19 protein-coding genes and 1 pseudogene are annotated in these 18,404 nt (G+C 69.0%); 15 read left to right on the top strand and 5 right to left on the bottom strand.

Annotation, left to right across the window (positions count from 1 at the left end; translation table 11 throughout):
- The first annotated feature begins 23 nt into the window (after nt 1-23).
- Entirely contained in the window at nt 24-404 is a 381-nt protein-coding gene (locus BLS97_RS00095) for a hypothetical protein (protein ID WP_090473999.1), read from the top strand.
- On the opposite strand, the gene BLS97_RS00090 is transcribed toward BLS97_RS00095, so the two are convergent.
- On the bottom strand, nt 373-1,158 hold the full coding sequence (locus tag BLS97_RS00090) for an AfsR/SARP family transcriptional regulator (protein ID WP_157695076.1): 786 nt from the start codon (nt 1,156-1,158) through the stop codon (nt 373-375). The genes BLS97_RS00095 and BLS97_RS00090 overlap by 32 nt on opposite strands.
- Nucleotides 1,159-1,401: 243 nt before the next feature.
- On the opposite strand from BLS97_RS00090, the gene clpS reads away from it, so the two are divergent.
- The 8 genes from clpS to rdgB all read left to right on the top strand — a co-directional run bounded on the left by clpS (nt 1,402) and on the right by rdgB (nt 6,233).
- Complete coding sequence (gene clpS, locus BLS97_RS00085; protein WP_090473997.1) at nt 1,402-1,698, top strand: ATP-dependent Clp protease adapter ClpS; 297 nt, start codon at nt 1,402-1,404, stop codon at nt 1,696-1,698.
- A 12-nt stretch (nt 1,699-1,710) separates the two neighbouring features.
- Nucleotides 1,711-2,253, top strand: coding sequence for a DUF2017 domain-containing protein (locus tag BLS97_RS00080; RefSeq protein ID WP_090473996.1), 543 nt, complete (start codon nt 1,711-1,713; stop codon nt 2,251-2,253).
- A 71-nt stretch (nt 2,254-2,324) separates the two neighbouring features.
- Nucleotides 2,325-2,711: a Mov34/MPN/PAD-1 family protein gene (locus BLS97_RS00075; protein WP_172832334.1), complete on the top strand. Its 387-nt coding sequence runs from the start codon at nt 2,325-2,327 to the stop codon at nt 2,709-2,711.
- A gap of 91 nt (nt 2,712-2,802) precedes the next feature.
- Nucleotides 2,803-3,081: a MoaD/ThiS family protein gene (locus tag BLS97_RS00070; RefSeq protein WP_090473994.1), complete on the top strand. Its 279-nt coding sequence runs from the start codon at nt 2,803-2,805 to the stop codon at nt 3,079-3,081.
- 25 nt (nt 3,082-3,106) lie between these two features.
- Complete coding sequence (locus BLS97_RS00065) at nt 3,107-4,060, top strand: PLP-dependent cysteine synthase family protein (RefSeq protein ID WP_090473993.1); 954 nt, start codon at nt 3,107-3,109, stop codon at nt 4,058-4,060.
- Between the two features lie 74 nt (nt 4,061-4,134).
- Entirely contained in the window at nt 4,135-4,824 is a 690-nt protein-coding gene (locus BLS97_RS00060; protein WP_197676330.1) for a rhomboid family intramembrane serine protease, read from the top strand.
- Between the two features lie 48 nt (nt 4,825-4,872).
- Nucleotides 4,873-5,625 carry a ribonuclease PH gene (rph, locus tag BLS97_RS00055; RefSeq protein WP_090473992.1) on the top strand — a complete coding sequence of 251 codons (753 nt, stop codon included), beginning with the start codon at nt 4,873-4,875 and terminating at the stop codon, nt 5,623-5,625.
- The gene (rdgB, locus tag BLS97_RS00050; protein ID WP_090473991.1) at nt 5,622-6,233 is read left to right on the top strand and encodes an RdgB/HAM1 family non-canonical purine NTP pyrophosphatase; all 612 of its coding nucleotides are present in this window, start codon (nt 5,622-5,624) and stop codon (nt 6,231-6,233) included. Before rph ends, rdgB begins: the two co-directional genes overlap by 4 nt.
- Here rdgB and BLS97_RS00045 read toward each other — a convergent pair.
- Nucleotides 6,230-7,069 (bottom strand): RAD23 family protein, encoded by an 840-nt coding sequence (locus BLS97_RS00045; RefSeq protein ID WP_090473990.1) that lies wholly within the window; start codon nt 7,067-7,069, stop codon nt 6,230-6,232. The genes rdgB and BLS97_RS00045 overlap by 4 nt on opposite strands.
- Before the next feature lie 242 nt (nt 7,070-7,311).
- Here BLS97_RS00045 and BLS97_RS00040 point away from each other — a divergent pair, with 242 nt between their 5' ends.
- Complete coding sequence (locus BLS97_RS00040) at nt 7,312-8,286, top strand: ribose-phosphate diphosphokinase (protein ID WP_090473989.1); 975 nt, start codon at nt 7,312-7,314, stop codon at nt 8,284-8,286.
- 65 nt (nt 8,287-8,351) lie between these two features.
- Here BLS97_RS00040 and BLS97_RS00035 read toward each other — a convergent pair whose 3' ends face one another.
- Complete coding sequence (locus tag BLS97_RS00035) at nt 8,352-10,316, bottom strand: potassium transporter Kup (protein ID WP_090480879.1); 1,965 nt, start codon at nt 10,314-10,316, stop codon at nt 8,352-8,354.
- Nucleotides 10,317-10,460: 144 nt separating this feature from the next.
- Here BLS97_RS00035 and BLS97_RS00030 point away from each other — a divergent pair, with 144 nt between their 5' ends.
- The 3 genes from BLS97_RS00030 (at nt 10,461) to BLS97_RS00020 (ending at nt 15,120) form a co-directional block, all read left to right on the top strand.
- The gene (locus tag BLS97_RS00030; protein WP_090473988.1) at nt 10,461-11,087 is read left to right on the top strand and encodes a hypothetical protein; all 627 of its coding nucleotides are present in this window, start codon (nt 10,461-10,463) and stop codon (nt 11,085-11,087) included.
- A 120-nt stretch (nt 11,088-11,207) separates the two neighbouring features.
- A complete protein-coding gene (locus BLS97_RS00025; protein ID WP_090473987.1) occupies nt 11,208-13,526 on the top strand; it encodes a heavy metal translocating P-type ATPase in 2,319 nt (772 codons plus the stop codon).
- 238 nt (nt 13,527-13,764) lie between these two features.
- Nucleotides 13,765-15,120, top strand: a complete 1,356-nt coding sequence (locus BLS97_RS00020) for an MBL fold metallo-hydrolase (protein ID WP_090473986.1) — start codon at nt 13,765-13,767, stop codon at nt 15,118-15,120.
- A 60-nt stretch (nt 15,121-15,180) separates the two neighbouring features.
- Here the strand turns inward: BLS97_RS00020 and BLS97_RS00015 are convergent, their stop codons facing one another.
- On the bottom strand, nt 15,181-15,447 hold the full coding sequence (locus BLS97_RS00015) for a metal-sensitive transcriptional regulator (protein WP_090473985.1): 267 nt from the start codon (nt 15,445-15,447) through the stop codon (nt 15,181-15,183).
- Between the two features lie 282 nt (nt 15,448-15,729).
- Between BLS97_RS00015 and BLS97_RS23165 the strand changes: the two genes are divergently transcribed.
- Nucleotides 15,730-15,900: a hypothetical protein gene (locus tag BLS97_RS23165; RefSeq protein WP_090473984.1), complete on the top strand. Its 171-nt coding sequence runs from the start codon at nt 15,730-15,732 to the stop codon at nt 15,898-15,900.
- A gap of 17 nt (nt 15,901-15,917) precedes the next feature.
- Nucleotides 15,918-17,705, top strand: a pseudogene (locus BLS97_RS00005) (aminotransferase class V-fold PLP-dependent enzyme).
- On the opposite strand, the gene BLS97_RS23310 reads toward BLS97_RS00005, so the two are convergent.
- Nucleotides 17,678-18,404, bottom strand: a 727-nt coding sequence (locus BLS97_RS23310) for a hypothetical protein (protein ID WP_231988266.1), incomplete at its 5' end; no start/stop codon positions are given. The pseudogene BLS97_RS00005 and the gene BLS97_RS23310 sit on opposite strands and share 28 nt — an antisense overlap.

The following is an 18,404-nucleotide window of genomic DNA, read 5'->3' as shown; positions in this document are numbered from 1 at the left end:
TGACGACGACCTGGAGGTCAGCAATGAACGAACCAAGTGCATCGGTCAGGGAGAAGCTCGCCCAGGCCACCGCGCGCCGCGCGTCCGCGCCGGACGGAACGCAGCCACCGCCGGCTCCGGCGGTCCGGTCGGCAAAACAGCCGACCATCATGCCGGCCGCCGCGCCGGACGGATCCCCCTCGGCTGGGAACGGAACGGCAACGTACTTGTTGCTCGATCACTACTTCGGCGGCTCGTCCGGAACGTTCTGGACGTTCGACGGCACGACCTGGCGAGCAGCGGGCACGTCCGAACCGGCCGACGAGCAGGGCTTGGCACAGGTTGCCTTCGCCGCGAATCGCGTCGACATGTGGTGGGACGACAGTGATGCCGTCACCGTCGTCCGGGCCTGGAAATACCTGTAGGACGGGCGGTCGGGGGCGTCGGTTGCGCCCCCGACATGGCCAACTCGGAAAACGTGATGGCGGCCAGCTGACGGGAGGGTTCCATACCCAGTTCCCGGCGCAGCGTGGCGCGGTAGCTGGCGTAGACCTGTTGGGCGTCGGTGCGGTTGCCCTCGGCCAGATGGACCTCGATCAACAGCCGACGGGCGCTCTCCCGCAACGGATCTGCCCGGACCGCGCAGAGGACTGAGGTGAGGGCGTCCGCGTGGCGGCCCAGGCTGAGCAGATCGCGCCCGGCTGCCTCCAACGCATGCAGTGCTCGCTGTCGCAGCCGAGTCCGTTCCGCCACCACCCAATCGTCGTCCCATTCCGGGAGTAGGTCGAACGTATCCACGGGGAGTCCGGTCAGCAGGTCGTCGACTGTTGCGCGACCGTTGAGCACCCGGTCGGACCAGTGGTCGAGTTGGGCGACGTCGACGAGGACGTCGGCGGCCAAGGAGATCGTGCGGGTGGTGGACGCCACCAGTTCGACCCCGGCCGGTCGTAGACGCCACAGGGCGGAGCGGAGGTTTCCCGCTGCCCGGGACGCGTTGACATCGGGCCACAGCGTGGCGGCGATGTGCCGCCGATTGCTCGGTCCCTGGATCGAGACGAACACCAGGAGGCGCATGGATCCCTCGGGTAGCACGAGGGGGCGGTCGTCGATGGTGACGTACGGACCGCCGATCAGGTGGAGGATGATTCTCCGTGGCTTCAGCGGGGGAGATTCGTCCATTCGAGGAGCATCCATTTGGTGGCCCCTTGCGTCGTTTGATCGGACCAGTATTTTCTTCGGCCGGCGGGATGCTCAGCTGTTTGGGGAACAGCGGGCCCGGTCTGGGGGGAGTTTATTCGCAATTGCGCCACGCCGCTGGACAACTGGAATTCTGCCCGGCCTGAAAAGTCGCGCTGCGGGGACCGTCGGCCGTCGAACCGCGGCGCGTGCGACGCCGAGCGGATCGTCCCGTGCCACACTGGAGTGGTGACCAGCAGTGCACCCACGACCCAGGAAACGACCGACGTCCAGGACGTCACGGCGCCCGACCCGCCGTGGGTGACCATCGTCTGGAACGACCCGGTGAACCTGATGTCCTACGTCACGTACGTGTTCCAGAAGCTGCTGGGCCACCCTCGTCCCCGGGCCGAGAAGCTGATGATGGACGTGCACCAGAAGGGCCGGGCCACCGTCTCGGTCGGCACCAAGGACGCCATGGAGGCCGACGTGCTGAAGCTGCAGGCGGCCGGCCTGTGGGCCACCATGGCCCAGGATCGGTGACGGGCCACTCCGATGCGCACGTTCAACAAGAGGTTCGGCCGGTACTCCGCCAGCTTCGAGCGGGAGGAGGCCACCCTCATCTCCGATCTGGTCGACCAGGTCCGTCAGATGCTGGCCGGTCGCCGCGCCGAGTCCTCCGTGGATCCGCTGGCCCGGCTGACCGGCATGGCCCCGGCGCCGGCCAGCGCGCCGAAGGATCCGGCCATGGCACGCCTGCTCCCGGACTTCCACGCCTCGGATGCCGAGTTCGCGGCCGGGATGCGGATGCTCCGGGAACCGGATCTGATCGCCCTGAAGGATTCGAACGCCATCCGGTTGCTCGACTCCCTGCCGCGCGGGGGCGGCGCGGTGCACCTCGACGGACCGACCGCCCAGGCGTGGGTGGCCGCCCTGAACGACGTGCGATTGGCCCTCGGCGTCCGGCTGGACATCACCGACGACGACTACGAGCTGCCGCCCGATGCCGACCCGGAGGGCATGGAGGTGGCGATCTTCGCCACATATCGGTGGCTCTCCGCCGTTCAGGACTCGCTGGTCACCGCCCTGCTGGATTGATCTGGGGGACTCGTCACCATCTCCGCCCGATCTGAAATAGGCTGGACGGCGTGTTGCGTATCCCGAATTCCATGGTCGAGTCCATCGTGGCTCACGCCCGCGCCGACCATCCTGACGAGGCGTGCGGCATCATCGCCGGCCCGGTCGGCAGCGACGCCCCGACCAGGGTGATCCCGATGGTCAACGCCGAACGGTCCCCGACCTTCTACCGATTCGACTCCGGCGAGCAACTCCGTCTCTACCGCGAGATGGACGAGCGCGACGAGGAGGTCGTCGTCGTCTACCACTCGCACACCGGCACCGAGGCCTACCCGAGCCGCACGGACATCGCCTACGCGGGCGAACCACAGGCGCACTACGTGCTGGTTTCCACCCGAGCCGCCGATTCGGTGGAATTCCGGTCATACCGGATCATCGACGGGGACGTATCGGAGGAGCCCGTGGAGATGATTCCGTAGCCGCCCGACGTTGCACCAGCTGTAACCCTGTCTTGTACGTCAGACGACCTGCTGCCTGGCCGCCAGCGCCAGGTCACATCGAGGAGAAGCAATGAGTGTTTCGGTGTCCGTGCCCACGATCCTGCGTCCGGTGACCAAGGGCGAGAAGACCGTCACCGCCGACGGTGCGACCGTCGCCGAGTTGATCGCCGACCTCGACTCCCGGTACACCGGTCTCGGTGACCGTCTGGTGAAGAACGGCGCCCTGCACCGCTTCGTCAACCTGTACGTCAACGACGAGGACGTCCGGTTCACCGGGGGACTCGAGACGACCGTCAACGACGGCGACAACCTGACCATCCTTCCGGCGGTCGCAGGCGGATCGCGCTGAGCCCAGCGCAGCGAGGCATAGACACGTGACCAGGTACGACTCTCTGGTGGAGTCGGTCGGCGGGACACCGTTGGTGGGTCTGCCGCGCCTCTCGCCGTCTCCGCGCGTCCGGGTCTGGGCGAAGCTGGAGGACCGCAATCCGACCGGGTCGGTCAAGGACCGCCCGGCTCTGGCCATGGTGGCGGCGGCCGAGGCCGACGGCCGGCTGCGGCCCGGCTGCACCGTCATCGAGCCGACCAGCGGCAACACCGGGATCTCGCTGGCCATGGTCTGCCGGATCAAGGGTTACCGGCTGATCTGCGTGATGCCGGAGAACACCTCCGAGGAACGTCGGTTGCTGCTGCGGGCCTACGGTGCGCAGATCATCTCCTCACCGGCGGCCGGGGGCTCCAACGCCGCGGTCGCCGCGGCCAAGGTACTGGCCGCCGACCACCCGGACTGGGTGATGCTCTACCAGTACGGCAACGCCGACAACGCCAAGGCGCACTACGACACCACCGGCCCGGAGTTGCTGGCCGACCTGCCGACGATCACCCATTTCGTGGCCGGTCTGGGCACCACCGGCACGCTGATGGGAGTGGGGCGGTACCTGCGGGAGAAGGTTCCGGACATCTCCGTGGTGGCCGCCGAACCCCGGTACGGCGAACTGGTCTACGGACTGCGGAACCTGGAAGAGGGTTTCGTCCCCGAGCTCTACGACGCGACCGTACTGACCTCACGGTTCTCGGTCGGGCCGGAGGACGCCGTCCGTCGTACCCGTGAACTGCTCGAGGTTGAGGGCATCTTCGCCGGGATCTCGACCGGCGCCGTCCTGCACGCGGCGCTGGGCGTTGCGGCCAAGGCCGAACGGGAGGGCCGCGCGGCGGACGTCGCGTTCATCGTGGCCGATGCCGGCTGGAAGTACCTCTCGACCGGCGTCTACGGCGCCACTGATGACGAGGCGGCGGCGTCCGGTCTCGAAGGGCAGCTCTGGGCCTGAATCGGCCCCAACCGGCACCGGGTCAGGGTTTCTCCCTGACCCGGAGACCGGCCCACCTCGGTAGCCTGGTCGGTATGACGACGCCGATGGTTCCAGGCCCGACGGGCAACGCGCCGGCCAACAAGGAGCGCAGCCTGCTCCCCGCGAAGATCAAACCGGCGGTCGTCACCGTCGGCGGCTTCGCCGTGCTGATCACGTTGATCCAGGTGGTCAACTCGCTGACGTCCTACCGGATGGATGTGCACCTGGGCATCGTTCCCCGGTCGGTCCACGGTCTGATCGGGATCCTGACGGCGCCGCTGCTGCACCTGTCCTGGCCGCACCTGCTGTCGAATCTGATACCGCTGGTCGTCTTCGGCTTCCTGATCATGGTCGGCAGCGTCCGGCAGTTCGTGGCCGTCACCGTCCTGGTCTGGCTGATCGCCGGCCTCGGCGTCTGGCTGGTGGCCGGGTCGAACTCGTACACGGTCGGCGCGTCCGGTGTCGTCTTCGGGTGGCTGGCCTACCTCGTGAGCCGCGGTGTGTTCACCCGCCGCGTCGGTCAGATCGCGGTCGGTCTGGTGCTGCTGGTGATCTACGGCGGCCTGTTCTGGACCGGCATCGTGAAGGTGGCGGTGGCCGACATCGGCGGGGCCGTGAGCGTCTCCTGGCAGGACCACCTGTTCGGCGCGATCGGCGGGGTGCTGGCTGCCTTCCTGGTGGCCAAAGCGGATGGTCCCCGCCGGCCGAAACAGACCACCCCCGCGCTCCCGCCGGGCCTCTGACCGGTCGTTCGCCACGGTCGCCCACAGTGGCCCACTAGGGTTGTCGGCATGGTCAGAGAAGATGGAAGAGCCGACGACGAACTGCGCCCGATCACGTTCACCCGGGGGTTCCAGACCCATCCGGCCGGCTCGGTGCTGGTCGAGTTCGGCGGCACCAAGGTGCTGTGTGCCGCATCGGTGACCCGTGGAGTGCCGCGGTGGCGCAAGGGGTCCGGGCTCGGGTGGCTCACCGCGGAGTACGCCATGCTGCCGTCGGCGACTCACGAACGCAGCGACCGGGAATCGGTCAAAGGCCGGGTCGGCGGCCGCACCCACGAGATCTCCCGGTTGATCGGACGTTCCCTGCGGGCCTGTGTCGACCTGTCGGCGCTGGGGGAGAACACCATCGCCGTCGACTGCGACGTGCTGCAGGCGGACGGCGGTACCCGCACCGCGGCGATCACTGGCGCCTACGTGGCCCTGGCTGACGCGGTGACCTACCTACGCCGGGCCGGAGCGCTGTCCGATCCGCAGCCGTTGTCCTGTCAGATCGCCGCCGTGTCGGTCGGGGTCGTCGGCGGCCGGGTCCGGTTGGACCTGCCGTACGAGGAGGACTCCCGCGCCGAGGTGGACATGAACATTGTTGCCACCGACGTCGGCACCCTGGTCGAGGTCCAGGGCACCGCGGAGGGCGCCACCTACTCGCGGTCAACCCTGGACGCCATGCTGGACTCGGCCCTGGCCGGTATCAAGACGCTCACCGACCTGCAGCGGGTGGCCCTGGCCCAGCCCTACCCGAAGGATCTCGAGGCGAAGCTGTGAGCCGTGTTCTGCTGGCCACCCGCAACCGGAAGAAGCTGGGCGAGTTGCAAAGGATCCTGGGCGACCAGGTCACCGTCCTGGGTCTGGGTGACGTGCCCGAGTTCCCCGACGAACCGGAGATCGGCGCCACCTTCGAGGAGAACGCGGTGGCCAAGGCGGTGCAGGCCGCGACCGCGACCGGCGAGATCTCCCTGGCCGACGACTCCGGCCTGGCCGTCGATGCCCTCAACGGGATGCCCGGCGTGCTGTCGGCCCGCTGGGCCGGACGTCACGGCGAGGACGCCGCGAACAACGCGCTGCTGCTGGCCCAGCTGGCCGACGTGCCCGATGACCGTCGAGGCGCCGGGTTCGTCTGTGCCCTGGCTCTGGCCGTTCCCGGCGCCGAACCGGTGATCCGCCGGGGTGAGTGGCGAGGACGCATCGTCAGGGAAGCCGGTGGGAGCAACGGTTTCGGTTACGACCCGCTGTTCGTCCCGGCCGAGAGCGACGTGGCCGGCGACGGCCGGACCTCGGCCCAGCTGACGCCGGCCGAGAAGGACCAGCTGTCGCACCGTGGACGCGCCATCGCGCTGATGCTGCCCGATCTCAAACTGGCCCTTGGGCTCTAGCTCAGGCGTCGGCTGCCGATGATGTGGCCGTCGCGCTTGCCCGATGCTCGGGCCAGCGTGGCGGCCACACTCGCCGCCAGCATCATCACGCCGACGATCAGGGTGAAGCCGGCGACGTTCCAGGCATTGAACTGCTGGCCCGAGAAGGCCCACTTCGTCCAGTTGTTGACGTGCGCCAGGCCGGAGGCGCTGAAGAGCGTCCAGCCGCCGATGCCGGTCAGGCCGATGCCCGGGATGACCGTCGCCCATGGGGACCACCCGTTCAGGGCGAGCGCGGCGAACAGCAGGACGGCGCCCGCCGCCGCCATCGACGCATGCTTGAGCACGGAGAGATTCGCTCCGCGGTCGGCTGCGGCGGCGATGCCGTACTTCACCCCCAGATACACGCCCCCGGCGGACAGGACGAGGCCGATCAGGGCGGTCAGGAAGGCCGGACGGACCCGCGAGGACGGCACCGCCTCGGGCGTGGACGTGGTCGGGGCCGCGACCTGGGCCGGAGGCGCGTATGCGGCCGGGTGCCCGGCCGGGGCGTAACCCGGCGTCGAGGGCGGGAAGACGGACGTCATCGTCGGTTGGGACGAGTAGTCCGAGGCCGGGGTGTACGACGGCTTCCAGGCCGGATCGTCCCCGGAGACGGGGGTCACCACTTGGGTCCGGTCGTCGACCGGCGGGTTCGCCGCTGATGTCGGGTGGGAGAAGGGCTCGGCTTGCGCGTCGGGCCCCACCGCCGATCGGTCGGAGCCGCCGGCCCCGGGATGCACGATCTGGGTGTCCTCGGAGCTGTAGTCGCCCCAGGACGCCGGAGTGTCGCGACGATCGTCCTCGGGAGCATTCATGTCAGATCCTTCCACCTGGGTTTTTCGTCCGTGAGCGGCGATTACCCGATCGTCGGACGAAAGTCGGAACGCGAGGATTGTCGCATCGACCTCCTCGAACGCCGGGAGGCGCGTGCAGACCGGCCGCAAGTCCGCCCGTAGACTTCCAACCGGCGCCATCCGAGGGCGATCCGGCCCGAGGCCCGACGGAACGGACGTCCGCACCGACAGCCTGGAAGCATCGACGAGAACAGGGGCGCGTCTTGCGAGACATCGCGGTCTTCAGTGGCAGTGCGCATCCGGAATTGGCCGCGGAGGTGTGCGCCCAGCTCGAGGTGCCCTTGCTGCCGGTGCGAGTACAGCGGTTCGCCAACGATTGCCTCGAGGTGCAGCTGCAGGCCAACTGCCGTGAACGGGACGTCTTCCTGATCCAGCCGCTGGTCACGCCGGTTCAGGAGAACCTGGTCGAGTTGCTCCTGATGCTCGACGCCGCACGCGGCGCGTCGGCCGCGCGCACCACGGTCGTGATCCCGCACTACGCGTACGCCCGATCCGACAAGAAGGAGGCGCCGCGTATCTCGATCGGCGCGCGCCTGGTTGCCGATCTGCTGGTGACGGCCGGGGCGTCGCGGGTGCTGGCCATGACGCTGCACTCACCCCAGGTCCACGGGTTCTTCAGCGTGCCCGTCGATCACCTGCATGCGCTGCGGGAGCTGGCCGGTCACTTCCGCGGCAATGATCTGTCCAACACCACGGTCGTCTCGCCCGATCTGGGCAACGCCAAGGAGGCCGCGGCCTTCGCGCGGCTGCTCGGGGTCCCGGTGGCGGCCGGCGCCAAGCAGCGGTTCGCGGACGACCGGGTGAGCATCAGTGCGGTGATCGGTGAGATCGCCGGGCGCGACATCATCGTGCTGGACGACGAGATCGCCAAGGGCAGCACCATCCTGGAACTGCTCGAACGGCTCCGCGAGCTGAAATGCCGATCGATCCGGGTCGCCTGCACCCACGGGCTGTTCGCCGGCGGTGCCTTGAAACGGATCGGCGATCAGCCGGACGTCCTCGAGATCGTCTGCACCAACACCGTTCCCATCCCGGTGTCCGAGCGCACCGACAAGCTCACCGTGCTGTCGATCGCGCCCGCCCTGGCCGAGGCGGTCCGGCGCATCCACAACGGCGAGTCGGTCAGTGCCCTGTTCGACGGGCCGCCGCCGATGCCGATCGGCGAGCCGTTGTTCTGATCCCGGGCCGGCGCGACCCGTTGCCCGAGAACGGCCTTCCGCCGAGGACGGGTACCCGGCGCCGGCTACAGAGCGATGCGCGACCCCATGACGACCGTCCGGTCCTCCGGGAGGTGGAACGCAGTCGCCGGGTTCGCGGCGTTGTGGGACAGGCCGATGAACAGGCGCTTGCGCCACGTCGCCAGGCCGGGCGCGGTGCCGCGTTCGATGGCGATGCGGGACAGGAAGTAGGACGCCGTCTCCGGGTCGAACTGCAACTCCGAGCTCATCCCGACCGCGGTGCGGAGCATGCGGGGGATGTCCTGATCGTCCTGGAACCCGACCCGGACGGCCAGGTGCACGATGCCGTCGTCGCCGTATCCCAGTTCGTCGACCGTGATCTGCTCCGCCGGGTCGACGTGCGGAACGTTCTCGGCCTGCAGGGAGACGATGACAACGTGCTCGTGCAGGACCTGGTTGAACTCGGTGTTGGCCCGTAGGGCCAGGGGTGTCGTGGTCTTGCCGGGGTGCGGGAAGACCGCCGTGCCAGGTACTCGCGGCAGTGGGTTCGCCCGCAGCTTCTCCACGAACGCCGGGAGCGGCCCCTCGGCCTCGATGCGTCGGCCGGTGATCAACTGCCGACCACGCTGCCACGTCATCATGACGGTGACGATCGCCGCCGCGATGATGAGCGGCAGCCAACCCCCGTGGACCACCTTGGTCAGGTTGGCGGCGAAGAAGGTCAGCTCGACGCCGCCGAACACCACCCCGATCACCACCAGCCGCCACATCGGCCAGCGCCAGCTGGAGCCGGCCAGGATCAGGAACAGCGTCGTGGTGAGCAGCAGGGTGCCGGTGACGGCCAGGCCGTAGGCGGTGGCCAGCTTGCTGGACGATTCGAAGGTGATCATCAGCACGAACACGCCGGCGAACAGCAGCCAGTTGACTGCCGGAACGTAGATCTGGCCGCCCTCGGCCTTCGAGGTGTGCCGGACGGTCAGCTGCGGCAGGAACCCGAGCCGGACCGCCTGCCGGGAGACGGAGAAGGCACCGGAGATGACGGCCTGGCTGGCGATGACGGTGGCGAAGGTGGCCAGGACGACCAACGGGATCCGAGCCCAGTTCGGTGCCAGCAGGTAGAACGGGTTGGCGATGGCCGACGGCGTGTGCAGGATCAGGGCACCCTGCCCGAGGTAGTTGATGACCAGGGCCGGGAAGACGAAGAAGAACCAGGAGGCGCGGATCGGCCGTCGCCCGAAGTGCCCCATGTCGGCGTAGAGCGCCTCGGCTCCGGTGATCGACAGGACCACAGCGCCCATCGCGATGAACGCGGTGTAGGGGTGATCGGTGACGAAACTGACGATGTAGGTGGGGGACAGGCCGCGCAGGATCCCGGGGTGGGCGACGATCTGCGGGAGCCCGGTGACGGCCAGCACCACGAACCACACCACCATGACGGGCGCGAACAACCGGCCGATCTTGTGCGTCCCGATGCGCTGGACCAGGAACAGGACAGCGACGATGGCGATGCCGACCGGAAGCACCACGCGGTGTGCGCTGGGGGCGACCACTTCGATGCCCTCGACCGCCGACAGCACCGAGATGGCCGGGGTGATCAGGCTGTCGCCGTAGAACAGTGCCGCCCCGATCACGCCCAGGATCATGGCCACGGCGACCCGCCGGCTGCGGGTTCCGAGCTGGCGCCGGATGAGGGCGGCCAGGGCCATGATCCCGCCCTCGCCGTCGTTGTCGGCCCGCAGGATGAAGACCACGTACTTCACCGACACGATCAGGGTGATCGACCAGAACACCAGCGAGATGACGCCGTAGACGTCGTTCGATGTCGGTTGCACCGCGTTGTGGTCGATCGAGAAGACGGTCTGCATCGCGTACAGCGGACTCGTCCCGATGTCGCCGAACACGACCCCGATCGCGCCGAGGGCCAGCCCGAACAGGCCGGTCCGGTGCGCTGCGGACGGGGTGATCGGCTCGCGGGCGTCAGCCACGGCCGAGCCGGCGGGGGCCGGGCGCGGTTCGTTCTCGGACGTCATGATCGCAAGTGTGCACGACCCGGGGCGGCGGATCATCTGCCTGGGACAAGAGTCGAAGGTCATCGGTGGGTGAGGACCGATGACCGGACGGGAGAGGTCTTGTACGCCTTGTGACTTCGGATCGGCGGATGGTGCACTCGGTGAGTGCGCACAACGCGGAATCGCGGGGCGGGCCCGGCGGTCCTGGTGGCCCTGGTGGCCCTGCTCGGGGCTGCGGCTGGCTGCACGGTCGGAGCACCGGCCGGCCGGTCGATGAACGCATCCACGTCGACCGGAGCGGCGATGGGGCCAGGAATGATGGGTCAGGAACGGGGCTACGTGTTCTCCCGGTTGACGTGCTCCGCCCCGGCCTCGTTGCCCGGCCATCGGGTGGACGTGACGTTGGCCGACATGGGCATGACCCGCATGATGGGTGGCATCGCCCCGGTGGGCTCTCACATGATGCTCCGCGCTCGCCCGTCCACGGTCGCCGCCGGCCAGGTCAGTTTCGTGGCGCAGAACATGGGATGGCGCACCCACGAGTTGGTGATCCTGCCCCTGGCCGCGGGAGCCGCCGCCGGTCAGCGGAGCGTCGGGTCCGACGGCAAGGTCGACGAGACCGGCAGCCGGGGCGAGGCTTCGAACGGTTGCGCGGCTGGGTCGGGCGAGGGGATCGGCGCGGGCCAGGTCGGCTGGGTCACCCTGATGCTGGCTCCCGGGCGTTACGAACTGCTGTGCAATCTGCAGAATCACTACTCGGCCGGGATGTACCAGGAGTTCACGGTGGGCTGAGAGCCCCCGCGCCCGAGGGCCGATCCGGGCGTTGTCGATGGATCTCGTTGATGGGTCCGGTTCGCCAGGTGGGGCCGTTCGACCCTGGTTCCGGCCGGGGGCGGCCCGCAGGATGGGTGGGTGACCCGGGCTGGACTGGTGAAGTACCTCAAGGCGAATCTCGAGCCGTGGCTGTTCGGCGTGTCGGCGGCTCTGCTGGGAGCCGGACTCGCGGCGCGGGTGGCGCGGGCCACCGGCGCGGCCGATGGCCTGTGGATTGCCGCCACCGTCATCGGTCTGGTCTTCTCGGTGACGTCGACGGCGAGGGCCCTGTTGAGGCGGCAGCCCAGCGTGGACGTGATCGCGCTGCTGGCGCTCGGCGGCGCCCTGGTCGTCGGCGAACCGTTCGCGGGAGCGATGATCGCGGTCATGCTCGCCAGTGGCGCGCTGCTGGAGGCGCGGGCCGGGGCGCGGGCCCGCCGCGAACTGAGCCTGCTGGTGGCCCGCGCTCCGCAGACGGCCCGCCTCCGGCAGCTGGACAGCATCCGTGAGATCCCGGTCGCGCAGGTTGCCCTCGGCGATCGCCTGATGGTCGGCAGCGGCGAGATCGTCCCCGTCGACGGTCGGCTGCTCGGTCCGGCGGTGCTGGATGAGTCGGCCCTGACCGGTGAACCGTTGCCGGTGGAGCGGCAGAGCGGCGACGACGTCCGGAGCGGGGTGGTGAACGCCGGCCCGGGGTTCGACCTGGTCACCACCGCGACGGCCGCCGAATCCACCTACGCCGGAGTGGTGCGCCTGGTCGAAGCGGCCCAGGCGTCCTCGGCCCCGTTCGTCCGCACGGCGGACCGGTTCGCCCTCTACTTCGTGCCGCTCACCCTGGCCCTGGCCGGCGGAGCCTGGCTGGCCAGCGGCGATGCAGTCCGTGCCGTCGCCGTGCTGGTGGTGGCCACCCCGTGCCCGTTGTTGCTGGCCGCGCCGATCGCGATCATGTCGGGCTTGTCGCGGGCGGCCGGGGTCGGCGTGGTCATCAAGGGCGGCGGGGCCCTGGAGAAACTGGCCGCCGGGCAGGTCATGTTGTTCGACAAGACCGGAACGCTGACCCAGGGCCGTCCCGAGGTCGCCGACGTCCTCACCCGGTCCGATCTGGAGGCCGACGAGTTGCTGCGGCTGGCCGCCTCGCTGGATCAGGTGTCGCCCCACGTTCTGGCCGGTGCGATCGTCTCCGCCGCCGCCCGCCGCCGGCTACCGCTGTCCGCACCGGACGACGTGAGTGAGGTCCACGGATACGGCCTGCAGGGACGGGTGGACGGGCATCGGATCCGCATCGGTAAGGCGGCGTGGATCCTCGGGGACGACACCCCGGACTGGGCTCGCCGGGCGCAACGGCGGGCCGAGATCGACAGCGCCCTCGCTGTCTTCGTGGCCGTTGACGACCAGGCGGCGGGGGCGGTGCTGCTGGAGGATCCGATCCGTCCGGACGCCCCCCGGATGCTCCGCGCCCTACGCGAGGCCGGCATCTCCCGGGTCGTGCTGCTCACCGGGGACCGGCGCGATGTCGCCGAGATGGTGGGCCGCATCGTGGGCGTGGACGAGGTGCTGTCCGACTGCGATCCCGCCCAGAAGCTGGCCGCGATCGGACGGGAGTCGGTCGCCGCGCGGACGATCATGGTCGGCGACGGCATCAACGACGCGCCCGCACTGGCGGCGGCCGGAGCGGGAGTGGCGTTGGCCGCCCGGGGTTCGACCGCGTCCTCCGAAGCGGCGGACGTCGTGCTCACCGTGGATCGCATCGACGCCATCGCGGCGGCGATCCTGATCGCCCGGCGTTCCAAGGGCATTGCGCTGCAGGCGGTGCTCACCGGTATGGGCCTGTCCCTGGTCGCGATGGCCATGGCCGCGGCCGGCCTGCTCGTGCCGGCGGTCGGTGCCGTCCTCCAGGAAGGCATCGACGTCCTGGCCATCGTCATCGCACTGCGTGCGGTGCTGCCGGCCCGTGGACAGCGAGCACCGCTCAGCGGCGCCGAGGTGGCAACGGCGGCGACCCTGCGCGCTCAACACGAAGCCGTCCTACCGGTGGTGGAACTTGTCTGCACCGTGGCCGACGGCCTGTCGGACGACAATGCCGACCTGGCCCCGGTCCGCGCCCTGCTGCACCGGCTGGAGGCCGAACTGCTCCCGCACGAACGCGCCGACGAGCAGGAGTTGGTCCCGCTCGTGGCCCGGGCACTCGGCGGGTCGGACAGCACGGCCGGGCTGAGTCGGACCCACGCCGAGATCGAGCACCAGATCAACCGTCTGCACCGGCTCGTGACCGGAACCGAAGCGACCGACGCCGCCGGAGGTGACGTGGTGGAGCTGCGGCGGTTGCTCTACGGGCTGTACGCGATCCTCCGGCTGCACAACGCGCAGGAGGACGAGGGCGCCATCACGCTCGTTTCCACCCATGCCGGGCCCTCCTGATCCGGTTGCACTCGACCGGCGTGACCGCCGGGGCCGAGAGTGCCGCACCACCTCTCTCGGCCCGGTCGTGATCACCCGCGGGCTCGTGCCGCCGATGGAATGCCTCGGCAGGGCAAACGGTTGGACTGACTAGATACCCCCTGGGGTATACCGTCGAATGACGGTCGGTCCTGAACCAGCACGCCTTGCCGGACTCAGGACCGGGCCTGAGAAGCAACTTCCGAGAGGACTCTCACCGATGGTGGCCATTGTTCCGATCGATACCCCGACGTTGGGGGATCGCAGTTATCTGGTGCATGACGGTCGGGTGGCGTTGGTGGTGGATCCGCAGCGTGACATCGATCGGGTGTTGGAGTTGGCGTCGGCGGCGGGTGTGCGGATCACTCACGTGTTCGAGACGCATCTGCACAACGACTACGTGACCGGGGGTTTGGCGTTGGCTCGGGTGACGGGGGCGGCGTATCACGTCAATGCCGCTGATGAGGTGGCCTTTGATCGGGTGCCGGTGGTGGACGGCCAGGTGGTGGAGGTCGGTCCGTCGATGCGAGTCGAGGTGATGGCGACGCCGGGTCACACGTTCACGCATCTGTCGTATGTGCTGTCGGCGGAGGGGGAGCAGGTCGGGGTGTTCTCCGGCGGGTCGTTGCTGTTCGGGTCGACCGGGCGGCCGGATCTGTTGGGTCCGGATCACACGCATGCTCTGGTGCACCATCAGTACGCGTCGGCGCATCGGCTGGCCGAGTCGTTGCCGGATGCGGCGCAGGTGTTGCCCACCCACGGGTTCGGCAGTTTCTGTTCGGCGACGCAGTCCGAGGCCACGGCGTCGACCATCGGGCAGGAGAAGCGGATGAATCCGGCGTTGACGATGGCCGAGCAGGCCTGGGTCGACGAGTTGTTGGGTGGGTTGGACGCGTGGCCGGCGTACTACGCGCGGATGGGTCCGGCCAACGCGGCGGGGCCGGGGGCGCCTGATCTGTCGGCGCCGGAGCCGGCCGACAAGGCGCAGTTGCGCGCCCGGTTGGAGGCCGGGGAGTGGTTGGTGGATCTGCGGTCGCGGACGGCGTTTGCGGCCGGGCACGTGCGGGGCACGTTCAATTTCGGTTTGGACGGGCAGTTCGCGACGTATCTGGGGTGGCTGTTTCCGTGGGGTACGCCGTTGACGTTGTTGGGTGAGAGCGCGGAGCAGGTGGCGCAGGCGCAGCGGGAGTTGGTGCGGATCGGGATCGATCGGCCGGCGGCGGCAGCCGTCGGCGGGCCGGCGGAGTGGACGGACGATTCGTTGGGCCGGATCGAGCGGGCGACGTTCGCCGATCTGGTCCAGGTCCGTCATCACCGCCCGGTGACGATCCTGGATGTGCGGCGCCGGGCCGAGTGGGACAGGTCCCATATCCAGGGTGCGGTGGGTATCCCGTTGCACGAGTTGCTGGGGCGTCTGGCTGAGGTTCCGGCGGGCGAGGTGTGGGTGCATTGCGCCGGCGGCTACCGCGCCTCCATCGCCGCGTCCATCCTGGCCGCGCACGGCATCCAGGTCGTGGCGGTCGACGACTCCTTCGACTACGCCGGCCAGGTCGGACTACCCATGACCGCGCGCTGAGCGCTCAACCGGCCGGTGGGCAATCCACCAGCCGGTTGGTCCCGGCCCCGAGATCGGCGCTCAGGCCAGCGAGAGGAACATCTTCTCCATGGCCGCCGTGTCGATGGTTTCCTGACCCCCGGATTCCAGCAGGCACTGCTTGAGACCGGTGGCCACGACCGCGAAACCGGCCCGGTCGACGGCGCGGCTGACGGCCGCGAGTTGGGCCACGATGTCCTGGCATTCCCGGCCCTCCTCGATCATCTTCAGGACGCCGCCGATCTGTCCTTGGGCACGGCGTAGTCGATTCACGACAGCGGTCATCTTGCTCGGGTCGAGTTCGACCATGGTGGCTCTCCTCTGGGAAAATGCTGGGCGTGAATGTGGAAACGCTACCGGTGGCGGCAGTCTCGGCGCCGGAGCCCGATCTCGGTACGCCCGGTCGAAGGTACCGATGGACGCAGTTCTCGTGATCCCGGGCCGCTCTTCGACCTGACCTCGAACGATACCCCTACGGGTATACAACGGGCCGATTCCCGGATTGTTCCGTTGCTCGCACGACGGCCGCCGGATACCCCAGGGGGTATAGTCGAACGGGAACCGACCCTTCGTCCTCCAGGAGTGACAAACATGTGCCGAGCAGTGAACTGCCGCCAGTGCGGCAAGACCACCTGGGCCGGCTGCGGCCAGCACGTCGATGCCGTCATGCGCGGTGTGCCCCGCGCCGAGCGCTGTCCCGGACACGCATCGGAGCCGAGCACCTCGGGCGGGGGATTCTTCGCCAAGATGTTCGGTCGCTGAGTCGGCGACCCGGGTCGATGGGCCCCTTGGCGACTAGGGTCTGGGAGGTGGACGAGACCATCCCGTGCGACACCCCGCTGCTCCGGCGCATCCGGGAGTCGGTGATCGGCGACGATCAGGTGATGCCGGGCCCGTACGGGCCGCGGCGCGTCACCTATGCCGACTACACCGCGTCCGGCCGGGCGTTGTCGTTCATCGAGGACTTCGTGCGGGACGAGGTGCTGCCGCGGTACGCCAACACCCACACCGAGTCCAGTGGGACCGGACTGCAGACCACCAGACTCCGCGAGGACGCCCGATCGATCATCTCCGACGCGGTGGGTGGCGATGCCGAGACGGTCGTCATCTTCGCCGGTTCGGGTTGCACCGGCGCCATCGACAAGCTGGTCGGCATCCTCGGGTTGCGGATCCCGGCCGCCCTCGAGGATCGCTACCAGCTCAGTGCGGCCATTCCGGTGCAGGAGCGGCCGGTCGTCTTCATCGGCCCCTTCGAGCACCATTCCAATGAGCTGCCCTGGCGCGAGACGATCGCCGACGTGGTGGTGATCCCGCAGGACGCCGATGGTCACATCGACGTCCGGATCCTGGAAGCGGAGCTGGTTCGTCACGCGGCCCGACCCTTGAAGATCGGGTCGTTCTCCGCCGCCAGCAATGTGACCGGCATTGTCAGTGACACGCACGGCATCTCGCGGCTCCTTCATGAACACGGCGCCCTGTCGTTCTGGGATTTCGCCGCCGCGGCGCCGTACATCGACATCGAGATGTACGGCCCCGCGGGTTCGGATCCGTTGGCGTACAAGGATGCGATCTTCCTCAGTCCACACAAGTTCATCGGCGGTCCGAGCACTCCAGGGGTGCTGGTCGTCCGGCGCGAACTGCTCCGCAATCGCGTTCCGGACGTGCCTGGTGGGGGCACCGTGGCCTATGTCAACCCGACCGATCACCGGTACCTCACCGACCCGGCCCAGCGGGAGGAAGGCGGCACGCCGGCCATTGTCGAGTCGATCAGGGCCGGGTTGGTGTTCCAGCTCAAGCAGGCGGTCGGTGTCACGGTGATCCGCGCCCACGAGGATCACTTCCTGCGGCGGGCCATCGCGGCCTGGCAGCAGGAGCCGAACATCGAGATCCTGGGCAACCTCGACGCCGATCGGCTCTCGATCGTCTCGTTCGTGGTTCGCGGTCGCAAAGCCGGTACCTGCATCACAACTTCGTGGTGTCCCTGCTCAACGACCTGTTCGGGATCCAGTCGCGCGGCGGCTGCTCCTGCGCCGGGCCGTACGGGCACCGCCTGCTCGGCATCGACCTGGACCACTCGCGGGCGTTCGAGCGCGAGATCGCCCACGGCTGCGAGGGAATCAAGCCGGGGTGGGTCAGGATCAATTTCAACTACTTCATCTCCGAGCCGGTGTTCGGCTATCTCGTCGAGGCGGTGCGGCTGGTCGCGCGCGAGGGCAGCCGACTCCTACCGGACTACCGGTTCGACCCCGGCGCCGGCCTCTGGCGCCATCGTCTCGGACCGGTGGAACCGCCGATGCGCCTGGGCCAGATCAGTTACACCGCGGACGGCGAGATGCGGTACCCCCACCAGGATGATCGGGCTCCCGAGAGCGACTTGGAGAAGTATCTGCAGCAGGCACGGGAGATCCTCGCCCGTCCGCGAGCCGCCGCCGATTCGGCTGAGCTGGACCGACTCTCGCTGCCGACGGGACTTCGAACAGCTGCGCTGGTTCGATCTCCCCGGCGGTCTGCTTGTCGGCCTGAGCCGGGACCGGGCGGGTCAGAGCGCCGGGCGGTGGCGGTGGTGACCGGTGCGGGCCAGGAGGACTGCGATGCAGAGAATCAACGCGCCGGACACCGCGATCAGCAGTGGCACCCGACCCTGTCCGGGGAAGTACCAGACGATGATCCACGGGATGTTGACCAGGAGACCGACCGAGCCGGCCGCCGAGAGCATCAGCTTGTCCCGAACGATGCCGAGTACCACCACCCCAACGGCCGTCGCGGCGCCGAAGGTCGGGGCGAAACCATGCCATTGGTTCCAGGTGAGTGCCGGGCTCGCCAGTACGGTGACGGTGCCGGCCACCTCGACCACGATGGGCAGGCGGGTGAGGCGGCGATCGCCGACGTAGAACAGCGCGAGGCCCGCCACGTAGGTGACCAGTCCGGTCGCCACGGGCCGCACCTTGGACGAAGTGGGACAACGTTTCCGGGGTGCGAGCACCGTCCCGACGGCCCCCGGTAGCCCAGGACGAACTGATCCTCGCGTTGCGCCCGCAATTCCGGGGACCAGGGCGCCGGCCACCAAGGCGAGTGCGGAACCGGTCAGCAGGAGCAGACCGGGACCGGGCCAACCGTTGGAGGCCATCACCCCACCGACGAGGATCGCCACGGCACCGAAGGTTTCTGTCATCCGCGGAGCCTGGATCCGGCGCCGGAGACCGACGGCGACCAGGACGGCCCGATGGTCCAGACGGCGAGGCCGGCAGGCGCCGGTGGTGCGGCGA

This window comes from Nakamurella panacisegetis, from assembly GCF_900104535.1.
GTDB classification, from domain to species: domain Bacteria; phylum Actinomycetota; class Actinomycetes; order Mycobacteriales; family Nakamurellaceae; genus Nakamurella; species Nakamurella panacisegetis.
This window is presented reverse-complemented; position numbering and strand designations above follow the sequence as displayed.